This window comes from Achromobacter sp. EG18 (assembly GCF_059759395.1).
The window spans coordinates 4404615-4416586 of record NZ_CM186213.1 but is presented as its reverse complement, the minus strand read 5'-3'; the positions used below and the strand labels follow the sequence as shown (position 1 = coordinate 4416586).

Here is an 11972-nt window from a genome sequence, read left to right as displayed (position 1 = left end):
GCCGGCCGGGGCGCTACCGCCGCCGGCCCGGCACGCGGCTTACTTGGCCGGGTTGGGGCCGATGCGTTCGCCGTGCGTCACGCGCTCGGCCAGCTTGTGCACGTGAGTGACGGCGTAGTCGATACCCATGCCGTAGGCGCCCGAGTGTTCCTTGGCGATGCCGGTCACGGCGTCATAGGTTTCCTTGCGAGCCCAATCGCGCTGCCACTCCAGCATCACCTGCTGCCAGGTCACCGGCACCACGCCGGCCTGGATCATGCGGTCCATCGCATACTTGTGCGCGTCGGCCGAGGTGCCGCCCGAGGCGTCGGCCACCATGTAGATCTCGTAGTCGCCTTCCAGCATGGCGCACAGGGCGAAGGTGGTGTTGCAGACTTCGGTCCACAGGCCCGCCACCACGATCTTCTTGCGGCCGTTGGCCGCCAGCGCGTCGCGCACGTTCTGGTCGTCCCACGAGTTCATCGAGGTGCGCTCCAGGATCTTGTTGTCGGGGAACACGGCCAGCAGTTCGGGAAAGGTGTTGCCCGAGAAGCCGTCGGTTTCAACCGTGGTGATGGTGGTCGGGATGTTGAAGGTGCGCGCGGCCTTGGCCAGGCCCACCACGTTGTTCTTGAGCGTCTGGCGATCGATCGACTGCACGCCGAAGGCCATCTGCGGCTGCTGGTCGATGAAGATGATCTGGCTGTTCTGCGGGGTCAGGACTTCGAGGTATTTGTTGGCGGACATGGTGGCTCTCTCTTTCAAGGAATCGTTCAAGGAAATGCGGCTAGGTGAATTCGGGCACTGCGCAAACCGTTCCGGCCTGCCCCGCTGCCGTCGTGTCCGAATGCCGCTTGAGGGGTTTCGTTCACGTCGTCTGTCGGTATGGGCATATTAGGGATCCGCCCTTCGCCTGAGAATCCGCAACCGGGAATTGCATCCTTTCCATTTTTTGCATGATCCCCATGACCCGGGTGTTTCCGGCCCGGCCTTCCCCGGGCGTTCTTGTTCGTCACATAGCCAGCCGCTATCATCGACGCCACTTTCTTTGCGAGAATCACCATGAACAAACTGCCAGATCTGGAAGGCTGGGCGATCTTCGCCAAGGTCGCCGACACGGGCTCGTTCGCCAAGGCGGCGGCCGAACTGTCCCTGTCCCAGGCCACGGTCTCCAAGACCATCACGCGTCTGGAAACCAAGATGAAGACCATGCTGTTCCACCGCACCTCGCGCAGCATGTCGTTGACGGAGTCCGGCTATGCGGCGCTGGAACGCGCCGCGCGCATCCTGGAAGAGGGCGAGGCGGTCGAGGCCGAGGTCACGGAAAAATCCACCAGCCTGCGCGGCAAGATCCGCCTGGCCGCGCCCATGTCCTTCGGCGTCACGCACTTGGCGCCCATGCTGCCGCCCTTCATGCAGGCGCATCCCGACGTGGACCTGGAGATCGAATTCAACGACAAGCAGTCGGACCTGGTGTCCGAACGCTTCGACCTGGCCCTGCGTATCTCCAACCTGGTGGACTCGACGCTGCTGGCGCGGCGGCTGTGCTCGGTGCGCATCCTGCTGGTGGGTGCGCCCAGCTACTTCAAGCGCGCCGGCAAGCCCAAGCATCCGCGCGACCTGGCGCAGCACACCGCGCTGCAATACATGTACGCGCGCAACGGCTCGAGCTGGCGCTTCCGCCACGACAAGCACGGCGAGTTCTCGCAGTCGCTGCCGGTGCAGTTGAACGTCAACAACGCAGAAGCCCTGTCACCCGCGCTGCAGGCCGGCCTGGGCCTGGCGCTGCAACCGGAGTTCCTGGCCTGGGAAGACCTGCAATCGGGCGCGCTGGAAACCGCCATGGACGACTGGCAGGTCGACCCGATCGCGCTGCACATCGTCACGCCGCCGGGCCGCCGGCGGCCGGCGCGGGTGCAGGCGCTGATCGAGTACCTGGCGGAACGGTTGACGGCGGAACCTTGGGCGAGTGACGTGCAGGGCTAGGCAACGGGCCGGGCTGGCGCCCCATGCAAAGGCGCCGGCAAATAAAAAAGGGGCTGCGCAAGGCAGCCCCTTTTTCATGCACGCCGCAAAGCCCGGTCGGGCTTGCGGGCAACCCTGCCGATCAAACGTCGATGTTCCCCGCCGACAGCGCGTGCGCCTCGATGAAGTTGCGGCGCGGTTCCACGTCGTCGCCCATCAGCGTAGTGAAGACCTCGTCGGCTGCGATGGCGTCCTCGATCTGCACGCGCAGCAGGCGGCGCACCTTCGGGTCCATGGTGGTTTCCCACAGCTGGTCCGGGTTCATTTCGCCCAGGCCTTTGTAGCGCTGCTTGGAGATGCCGCGGTCGGCTTCGCTGCGCAGCCACTGCATGGCTTCGCGGAAGTCGGACACGGTCTGTTCCTTGCGCTTGTCGCCTTCGCCACGCGCCACCAGCGACTGCGGGCCGACCTTGCCGGAGAAGCTCTTGGCGGCCTTGGACAGAATGGCGTAATCCGAACCGCCAATGAAGTCGGCATCGATGATGCTGACGCGCACGTTGCCGTGGTGCATGCGCTGGATCGACAGGCGATGGCGTTCGGTGGCGGCGTCGAACTCGGGCACCACTTCCACGCCGTTGCCGCTGATCGGATCGCGCATGGCATCGGCCAGGCGCTTGGCCGAATCGGCGGCGGCCTCGGCCGTGTCCAGGTTGATCTCGACGCCCTCGGCCATGGCCGACAGCGCGGCCACGTCGAACACGCGCGACAGGCGCGCGATGACGCCGTCGGCGGCCACGTACTGGCGCGCCAGTTCGTTGAGCTCATCGCCGCGGATGATGTTGCCGCCCGCGATGATCTCGGCATCCTTCAGGGCCAGCTGCAGCATGAACTGCGCTTCTTCCTGGTCATCCTTCAGGTAGCGCTCTTCGCGGCCGACCTTGACCTTGTACAGCGGCGGCTGGGCGATGTACACATAGCCGCGCTGCACCAGCTCGGGCATCTGGCGGTACAGCAGCGTCAGCAGCAGCGTGCGGATGTGCGCGCCGTCGACGTCCGCGTCGGTCATGATGATGAGGCGGTGGTAGCGCAGCTTGTCGACGTTGAAGTCCGGGCCGATGCTGGTGCCCAGCGCGGTGATCAGCGTGGCGATCTGCTCGCTGGCGATCAGGCGGTCAAAGCGCGCCTTCTCGACGTTCAGCACCTTGCCGCGCAGCGGCAGGATGGCCTGGAACTTGCGGTCGCGGCCCTGCTTGGCCGAGCCGCCTGCGGAGTCACCCTCGACGATGTACAGCTCGCACAGCGCCGGATCTTTCTCCTGGCAGTCGGCCAGCTTGCCGGGCAGGCCGGCGCCTTCCAGCACGCTCTTGCGGCGCGTCATTTCGCGCGCCTTGCGGGCGGCTTCGCGCGCGCGGGCGGCTTCGACGATCTTGCCGCACAGCGCCTTGGCGTCGTTCGGATGCTCCAGCAGCCAGGTTTCGAGCGTGCGGGCCACGGCCTCTTCGACCGCGGGACGCACTTCGCTCGAGACCAGCTTGTCCTTGGTCTGGCTGCTGAACTTGGGCTCGGGCACCTTCACCGACAGCACGCAGGCCAGGCCTTCGCGCATGTCGTCGCCGGAGGTCTCGACCTTGGCCTTCTTGGCCAGTTCGTTGTCGGTGATGTACTTGTTGATGATGCGGGTCATCGCCGCGCGCAGGCCGGTCAGGTGCGAGCCGCCGTCGCGTTGCGGGATGTTGTTGGTGAAGCACAGCACGCTTTCGCTGTAGCTGTCGTTCCACTGCATCGCCACTTCCACGCCCACCGGCACGCCGCCGGCGGTGGACTCGGTGGTGACCGAGAACACGTTCGGGTGCAGCACCGTCTTGGCGCGGTTGATGTATTCGACGAAGCCCTTCACGCCGCCGGAGAAGGCGAAGTTCTCTTCCTTGCCCTGGCGCTGGTCGATCAGGCGGATCTTGACGCCGTTGTTCAGGAACGAGAGCTCGCGCAGGCGCTTGGAGAGGATCTCGTAGTGGTATTCGACGTTGGTGAAGATGATCGGGTCGGCCAGGAAGCGCACTTCGGTGCCGCGCTTGTCGGTCGTGCCGGTCACGGCCAGGGGCGCGACGCGCTCGCCCTGGCGGAATTCCATCTGGTGCACTTCGCCGTTGCGGCGGATGGTCAGGCGCAGCCACTCGGACAGCGCGTTCACGCACGACACGCCCACGCCGTGCAGGCCGCCGGACACCTTGTACGAGTTCTGGTCGAACTTGCCGCCGGCGTGCAGTTCGGTCATGACGATTTCCGCCGCGCTGCGGTGGAATTCGTCGTCCTTGTGGATATCCGTGGGAATGCCGCGGCCGTTGTCGGTGACCGAGATCGAGTTGTCGGTGTGGATGGTGACGACGATGTCGTCGCAATAGCCAGCCAGCGCTTCGTCAATGGCGTTGTCGACGACTTCGAACACCATGTGGTGCAGACCGGTGCCGTCCGATGTGTCGCCGATGTACATGCCGGGGCGCTTGCGCACGGCCTCCAGCCCCTTGAGCATCTTGATCGAGTCGGCGCCGTAGCCGCCGTTCTCGGGAGTGGTGTTCTGCTGATCTGACATGTCTGTATCGATAACGCTTTAAAGAACGGCCTGGCGGCCGGACCGCCGGCGGGCCATCGGGCCCGCGGGCGGCACAAACCCACAGCTGCGCGGACTCAGATCCGCATGGGCATGACGACGTACTTGAACTGGTCGTCTTCGGGCAGGGTGATGAGCGCCGACGCGTTGGCATCGGGCATGACCGACCACTGGATGTTGTCCACCTTGACGTTGGACAGCACGTCGAGCAGGTAGCCGACGTTGAAGCCCACGTCCAGCGGCTCGTGGCCGTAGTCGATGTCGATTTCTTCCTGCGCCTCTTCCTGCTCGGCGTTGGAAGAAGAAATCTTCATCTGGTTCTGCGCCAGTTGCAGGCGCACGCCCTTGAACTTGTCGGTGGTCAGGATGGCGGCGCGCTGCAGGCTGCCCTGCAGGGCTTCGCGGCCCACCAGGAAGTGGCGCGTGTAGTTGGTCGGGATGACGCGGGTGAAGTCGGGGAACTTGCCTTCGACCAGCTTGGACACCAGCTCGACGTCGCCGAAGCGGAAACGGATCTGGCCCGGCGCCACGTCGATCGAGACGGGTTCGTCGGAGTCTTCCAGCAGGCGCTGCATTTCCAGCACGGTCTTGCGCGGCACGATCACTTCGTGGCGCTCGCTGATGCCGTCGGCTTCGGTGGAGCAGTGCGCCAGGCGGTGGCCGTCGGTGGCGACCGCGCGCACGCGGCCCGGTTCGAACACCAGCAGCATGCCGTTCAGGTAGTAGCGGATGTCCTGTTGCGCCATGGCGAAGTGCACCATGTTGAACAGGTGGCGCAGCGTGCGTTGCGGCATGGTCAGCGACACGTCCCACTGCTCGGGCTGGGCCACGGTGGGGAATTCGCTGGCGGCCAGCGTCTGCAGCGCGAAGCGGCTCTTGGCCGACTGCACCGACAGCTTGTTGCTGGCCAGCGCCAGGCGCACGTCGCCGGTGTCCGGCAGGGCTTTCAGGATGTCCAGCAGCTTGCGCGCCGCGACGGTGGTGGACTCGTTGTCGTGACCCACGCCGAAGTCGGCGTGCGTGGTGATCTGCACTTCCAGGTCGGTCGCAATGAAGGCGACCTTGTTGCCTTCCTTGCGCATCAGGATGTTCGCCAGGATGGGCAGGGTATGGCGTCTTTCGACGATGCCCGCCACGGTCGACAGCGGTTTCAGCAATGCATCGCGTGTGGTTTGTACGAGTTGCATGGTCATCCTTTTAGAGTTTGTTCCAACACGTGCAGGGTATGGTTGAGCTCCGCTTGCTTGGCGCGGGCGTCGGAAATCTTGCGCACGGCGTGCAGCACGGTGGTGTGGTCACGGCCACCGAACAGATCGCCGATTTCCGGCAGGCTTTTCTGGGTCAGCTCCTTGGCCAGGTACATGGCGACCTGGCGCGGCAAAGCGATATTGGCCGGCCGGCGTTTCGAATACATGTCGGCCACCTTGATCTTGTAGAAATCCGCCACCGTCTTCTGGATGTTCTCGACGGTGATCTGGCCGTTGGACACGGACAGCAGATCCTTCAAGGCTTCCTTGCAGACGTCCACGGTGAGCACGTCGCGGCCATGGAAGCGGGCGTAGGCCAGCACCTTGCGCAACGCGCCTTCGAGTTCGCGCACGTTGCTGCGCAGGTGCTTGGCGATGAAGAACGCCACTTCCTCGGGCATCGGCACGCCTTCGGACTCGGCCTTGCGCAGCAGGATCGCCACGCGCATTTCGAGTTCGGGCGGCTCGATCGCGACCGTCAGGCCGGAATCGAAGCGCGAGATCAGGCGGCTGTCGATGCCCGACAGTTCCTTCGGATAGGTATCGCTGGTGATGATGATCTGCTTGCGCTGCGCCACCATCGCTTCGAACGCGTAGAAGAATTCTTCCTGCGTGCGGTTCTTGCCGGAGAAGAACTGGATATCGTCGATCAGCAGCAGGTCGAGCGAATGGTAGTAGCGCTTGAAGTCATCGAACGCCTTGCGCTGGTACGCCTTGACCACGTCGGACACGTACTGGTCGGCATGCACGTAGCGCACGCGCACCCCGGTGCCCGCCGCCACCATGGCGTTGCCGATGGCATGGATCAGGTGAGTCTTGCCCAGGCCCACGCCGCCGTACAGGAACAGCGGGTTGTACGACGTGCCCGGGTTCTCGGCCACCTGCAGCGCGGCGGCGCGCGCCAGCTGGTTGGCCTTGCCCGTCACGAAGTTCTCGAAGGTCAGGTCGGTGTTCAGGCGCGAGCGCTCGTACACGATGTTGGCGGCGTCCGCGTTCACGGCCGCGGCCGCCGCGGTGGTCGCGACGGGTGCGGGCGCGGCGGGCGGCGCCGGCATGCCGGGTGGCGGCGCGCCGCCCAGGGGCGTGGCGGCCGAAGGCGCGGTCTGCACGGGCGGCTGCGCGCGCACCGGCGCCACCGGCATGCGCGGGGTGGTGCCTTGCGTGGGCAATTCGAACAGGACCTGTACCGGACGCTCGAACCACTCCGCGGCCAACGCTTCGATCTGGTGGGAGAAGTTCTTGCGCACCCAGTCCAGCTTGAACCGGTTGGGGGCGGCAACGCGCAGCACCGCCTGCGTCTCGTCATACGCAAGCGGGACCAGCGGTCGTATCCACGCGCTGATTTGTTGGGGGGGGAGTTCCTGCTCAAGACGACTGACGCAGGTCTGCCAGAATTCTTTCATGTCGCTCTTATTCAAACCTCGATTCTACCTTGCCTGGGCACGGGTTATCCACAGGGTAGGGCATGGACGTGCACAATCCGCCCCCTTAACTATTTGACAAGACAGGGAAAACTTGCTGAAATGGTGGGCTTTTCCGAATTCTGTCTGTCAGAAGGTTTCGCAGAAGGCCCAGGTTCACACGGGTAATAGGGTAATGGTTACACTTACCCCGCCCCCGGAACTGTGCCTTGCTGAATAGGTCGCCCGGGTATTGCCCGGACCAGAGCCCCGTCTACAAGCCTGTCTTTGCCGGTGAATCCGCATATCACATGCGATTCGCAGCGAAACGCTTACTAGATACCCGCTACCGGATTTGCGACCAGGAACCCTCCGGGCAGGTCCCTTCTGACTTTTGTTCTTTTTGTGGATCGTCCATGAAACGCACCTACCAACCTTCCGTTACCCGCCGCAAGCGCACCCATGGTTTCCGCGTGCGCATGAAGACCCGCGCTGGCCGCGCCATCCTGAACGCTCGCCGCGCCAAGGGCCGCAAGCGTCTGGCCGTCTAAGTCTCGCTTTCTGCGCAGACACCCGACCCGCTGACCCGCAGTCCATGCCGCGCGCCACGCTTCCGCCGGAGGCGCGGCTGCATCGCCCCTCCGAGTTCGCCGCCGCCCTCAAAGGCCGGCGTCTGGCCCGAGGGGCGTTTTTCGTTGTGAGCGCCGCTTCCAACGATCTGCCTCCCGGCCAGGCTCCCTGTGCCCGGCTGGGCCTGGTGATCGCCAAGCGCTTCGCCGCCCACGCCACCACGCGCAACGCCCTCAAGCGGGTCATCCGCGAGGCTTTCCGCCACCGGCGGCTCGGGTTGCCGGCGAAAGACTACGTCGTCCGGCTGCACAGCAAGGTGACGCCCGCCACGCTCACGGCGCTGAAACAGGCGGCGCGGGCCGAAGCGGACGCTCACTTCGAGCGGATCGCGCGATGAACGGGCCATCCCCCCGGCAGGCAGGCCGCGCGCAGCGCGGGCGTTCCGTGGGGGCCGCAATACTCATTGCCCCGATCCGGTTCTACAGGTTTTTCCTGAGCCCCTGGATCGGCCGGCAATGCCGCTTCACCCCGACCTGCTCGGCGTACGCGATCGAGGCGATCGAACGCCACGGGCCCTGGCGCGGCTTCTGGCTGATGCTGCGACGCATCGGCCGCTGCCACCCCTGGTCGCCCGGCGGCTGGGACCCGGTTCCCGCCGACAAGGGAACCAAGCGCGGGGCCTGCTGCTCCCATGGCCACCGCACCGAGCATGATTGACGCTAAACTGGCGGGCTTTGCTGGCCCGTATTCACTTCAGTAGGCACCATGGATATCCGACGAACCGTCCTCTGGATGATTTTCTCCTTCTCGCTGTTGCTCCTTTGGAACAACTGGCAGATCCATAACGGCAAACCGTCGTTGTTCGGGGCGCCCACGCCCACGGCCAGCACGAACGCCAACGGCACGCCGGCCGCCGCGAACAACGCGACGCCCTCGGTGCCCAATGCGCCGCCGGCGACCGCCGCCGCGCCCTCGGCCGTGCCGGGCGCCGCCGCGCCGGTGCCGACGCGCTCGGAAGAAGTCGTCATCACCACCGACGTGCTGCGCCTGACCTTCGACACGCTGGGCGCCCAACTGGTGCGCGCCGAGCTGCTGAAGTACCCGGCCACCGGCCAGGCCGACAAGCCCACCGTGCTGCTGGACCGCACCGCGGGCCTGAACTACGTGGCCCAGACCGGCGTCGTCGGCGCCGCCAATGGCCAGAACTTCCCCACCCACCAGACGCCGTTCCGCGTGGTCTCGACCGACCGCCAGATGACTGGCGACAGCCTGGCGGTGGCGTTCGAAGCCGAATCGGGTGGCGTGAAGGTCACCAAGACCTTCACGCTGCATCGCGGCCGCTATGACATCGACGTGCGCCACGACCTGGCCAACGTCGGCGCCGCCCCCGTGACGCCGGCGCTGTACCTGCAGCTCGAGCGCGACGGCAACGACCCGGCCGACACCTCCAGCTTCTATCACACCTTCACCGGCATGGCCGTCTATTCGGAACAGGACAAGTTCCAGAAGATGACCTTCGCCGACATTGAGAAGAAGAAGGCCAACTACATCAAGCAGGCGGACAACGGCTGGATCGCCGTGGTGCAGCACTACTTCGCCACCGCCTGGGTGCCGCCGCAAGGCAAGCCGCGCAACAACGAAGTGCTGGAAGTGCAGAAGAACCTGTACGCCGCCCGCACCATCGAAGCCGTCGGCGAGATCGCCCCGGGCGCCGCCGCCCGCGTCGATTCGCACCTGTGGGTCGGCCCGCAGGACCAGAAGGCCATGGCGGCGCTCGCCCCCGGCCTGGAACTGGTGGTCGACTACGGCTGGCTGACCATCATCGCCAAGCCGCTGTTCACGCTGATGACCTGGCTGCATTCCATCCTGGGCAACTGGGGCTGGACCATCGTCGCCCTGACCGTGCTGATCAAAGCGCTGTTCTACCCCCTGGCCGCCGCCAGCTACCGCTCCATGGCCCGCATGAAGCAGGTCGCCCCGCGCCTGCAGGCCCTGAAGGAAAAGTACGGCGACGACAAGCAGAAGCTCAACGCGGCCATGATGGAGATGTACCGCACCGAGAAGATCAACCCGCTGGGCGGCTGCCTGCCGATGCTGGTGCAGATCCCGGTGTTCATCTCGCTGTACTGGGTGCTGCTGGCCAGCGTGGAAATGCGCGGCGCGCCGTGGATCCTGTGGGTGCACGACCTGTCGATCCGCGACCCGTACTTCATCCTGCCCGCCATCATGATGGCCACCATGTTCCTGCAGATCAAGCTGAACCCGACGCCCCCGGACCCCGTCCAGGCCAAGGTCATGATGATCATGCCGCTGGTGTTCGGCGGGATGATGTTCTTCTTCCCGGCCGGCCTGGTGCTCTACTGGTGCGTCAACAACACGCTGTCGATCGCCCAGCAGTGGTCGATCACCCGCGCCATGCAGCGCAAGACGGAAGCCGCGGCGAATCGCTGATTCCCGCTCGCGCCATGAAAAGCCGGCCCCCTGGGGCCGGCTTTTTTTCGTCCAGGTTGCACGCGGGTTTGACGGCGATGCGCGTCAGGTCACACCAGTGATAGTTATTTTCAATCAAATTTGATGGATCAATCAACTTCACACTGCAAACAATGACCCCTATGATGTGTCGGAGATATCCCCCGGCCGGCAATGTTCCGGGACGGTATCCGATCACGTTGCGCGGCCCCGGCGCCGCGCATTCCAGGAATTACGTAGGGAGTGTGTGCCATGACCGACAAGAAGCATCTGACCACCGCCTCGGGCGCCCCGGTGGCCGACAACACCAACACCCTGACCGCCGGTCCGCGCGGCCCGGCGCTGTTGCAGGACTTCTGGCTGATAGAAAAGCTTGCCCATTTCGACCGTGAACGCATCCCCGAACGCGTGGTGCACGCCAAGGGCTCGGGCGCCTACGGCACCTTCACCGTCACCCACGACATCACCAAGTACACCCGCGCCAGCATCTTCTCCAAGGTCGGCAAGCAGACGCCGCTGTTCCTGCGTTTTTCGACCGTGGCCGGCGAACGCGGCGCCGCTGACGCCGAGCGCGACGTGCGCGGCTTCGCCATCAAGTTCTACACCGACGAAGGCAACTGGGACCTGGTCGGCAACAACACCCCGGTGTTCTTCATCCGCGACCCGCTCAAGTTCCCCGACTTCATCCACACCCAGAAGCGCGACCCCAAGACCAACCTGCGCAGCGCCACGGCGGCCTGGGATTTCTGGTCGCTCAGCCCCGAATCGCTGCACCAGGTCACCATCCTGATGAGCGACCGCGGCATTCCGGCCAACCTGCGCCAGCAGCATGGCTTCGGCTCGCACACCTTCAGCTTCGTCAATGCCGAAGGCGAACGCTTCTACGTGAAGTTCCACTTCAAGTCGCAGCAGGGCATCGCCTGTCTGACGGACGAGGAAGCCGCGCAGGTCGTGGCGCACGATCGCGAGAGCTCGCAGCGCGACCTGTTCGACAACATCGAGCAGGGCAACTTCCCGAAGTGGACGCTGAAGGTGCAGATCATGCCCGCGGCCGAAGCCGAGACCTATCACATCAATCCGTTCGACCTGACCAAGGTGTGGCCGCACGGCGATTACCCGCTGATCGAAGTGGGCGTGCTGGAACTGAACAAGAACCCGGAGAACTACTTCGCCGAGGTCGAGCAGGCCGCCTTCACGCCCGCCAACGTGGTGCCCGGCATCGACTTCTCGCCGGACAAGATGCTGCAGGGCCGCCTGTTCTCGTACGGCGACACGCACCGCTACCGCCTGGGCATTAACCATCACCAGATCCCGGTGAACGCGCCGCGCTGCCCGTTCCACAGCTATCACCGCGACGGCGCGGCGCGCGTGGATGGCAATGCCGGCGGCACGCTCAACTACGAGCCCAACAGCGCCGGCGAATGGAAGGAAACCCCGTCGGCCGGCGAGCCGCCGCTACCGCTGGACGGCCAGGCCGCCGCGCGCTGGAACCACCGCGTCGATGACGACTACTACTCGCAGCCGGGCGCCTTGTTCCGCCTGATGACGCCGGCGCAGCAGGAATTGCTGTTCGGCAACATCGGCCGCCACATGGCCGGCGTGCCCGAGGAAATCCAGCGCCGTCAGCTGGAACACTTCCGCAAGGCCGATCCGGCCTACGCGGCGGGCGTGGCCAAGGCACTGGGCCTGAAGCTGTAAGGGCGGCGCCCCGGCGCGGCCAACGCGCCGCGCAAC

Annotated in this window: 10 protein-coding genes; 6 read left to right on the top strand and 4 right to left on the bottom strand. The window is 65.2% G+C overall.

Translation table 11 applies throughout. The annotated features are described in order from the left end of the window. Positions 1-39: 39 nt before the first annotated feature. Positions 40-726 carry a hydrolase gene (locus AC6CR5_RS20265; RefSeq protein ID WP_020925768.1) on the bottom strand — a complete coding sequence of 229 codons (687 nt, stop codon included), beginning with the start codon at positions 724-726 and terminating at the stop codon, positions 40-42. A gap of 315 nt (positions 727-1041) precedes the next feature. On the opposite strand from AC6CR5_RS20265, the gene AC6CR5_RS20260 reads away from it, so the two are divergent. Next, positions 1042-1965, top strand: coding sequence for a LysR family transcriptional regulator (locus AC6CR5_RS20260; RefSeq protein WP_047992353.1), 924 nt, complete (start codon positions 1042-1044; stop codon positions 1963-1965). 121 nt (positions 1966-2086) lie between these two features. On the opposite strand, the gene gyrB is transcribed toward AC6CR5_RS20260, so the two are convergent. The 3 genes from gyrB to dnaA all read right to left on the bottom strand — a co-directional run bounded on the left by gyrB (position 2087) and on the right by dnaA (position 7202). After that, entirely contained in the window at positions 2087-4534 is a 2448-nt protein-coding gene (gyrB, locus tag AC6CR5_RS20255; protein WP_006389534.1) for a DNA topoisomerase (ATP-hydrolyzing) subunit B, read from the bottom strand. Positions 4535-4629: 95 nt separating this feature from the next. Beyond that, positions 4630-5739, bottom strand: coding sequence for a DNA polymerase III subunit beta (gene dnaN / locus AC6CR5_RS20250; protein ID WP_024067306.1), 1110 nt, complete (start codon positions 5737-5739; stop codon positions 4630-4632). 2 nt (positions 5740-5741) lie between these two features. Then, positions 5742-7202: a chromosomal replication initiator protein DnaA gene (gene dnaA, locus AC6CR5_RS20245; protein ID WP_200220660.1), complete on the bottom strand. Its 1461-nt coding sequence runs from the start codon at positions 7200-7202 to the stop codon at positions 5742-5744. Between the two features lie 413 nt (positions 7203-7615). On the opposite strand from dnaA, the gene rpmH reads away from it, so the two are divergent. The 5 genes from rpmH (at position 7616) to AC6CR5_RS20220 (ending at position 11936) form a co-directional block, all read left to right on the top strand. Then, positions 7616-7750 carry a 50S ribosomal protein L34 gene (rpmH, locus tag AC6CR5_RS20240; protein ID WP_003816025.1) on the top strand — a complete coding sequence of 45 codons (135 nt, stop codon included), beginning with the start codon at positions 7616-7618 and terminating at the stop codon, positions 7748-7750. A gap of 44 nt (positions 7751-7794) precedes the next feature. Continuing rightward, positions 7795-8166 (top strand): ribonuclease P protein component, encoded by a 372-nt coding sequence (locus AC6CR5_RS20235; RefSeq protein ID WP_026382422.1) that lies wholly within the window; start codon positions 7795-7797, stop codon positions 8164-8166. After that, positions 8163-8486 carry a membrane protein insertion efficiency factor YidD gene (gene yidD / locus AC6CR5_RS20230; RefSeq protein ID WP_049077350.1) on the top strand — a complete coding sequence of 108 codons (324 nt, stop codon included), beginning with the start codon at positions 8163-8165 and terminating at the stop codon, positions 8484-8486. The genes AC6CR5_RS20235 and yidD overlap by 4 nt, the downstream gene beginning before the upstream one ends. Positions 8487-8534: 48 nt before the next feature. After that, complete coding sequence (gene yidC, locus AC6CR5_RS20225; protein WP_026382424.1) at positions 8535-10220, top strand: membrane protein insertase YidC; 1686 nt, start codon at positions 8535-8537, stop codon at positions 10218-10220. 270 nt (positions 10221-10490) lie between these two features. Then, positions 10491-11936, top strand: a complete 1446-nt coding sequence (locus AC6CR5_RS20220; RefSeq protein ID WP_348994713.1) for a catalase — start codon at positions 10491-10493, stop codon at positions 11934-11936. Positions 11937-11972: the final 36 nt, after the last annotated feature.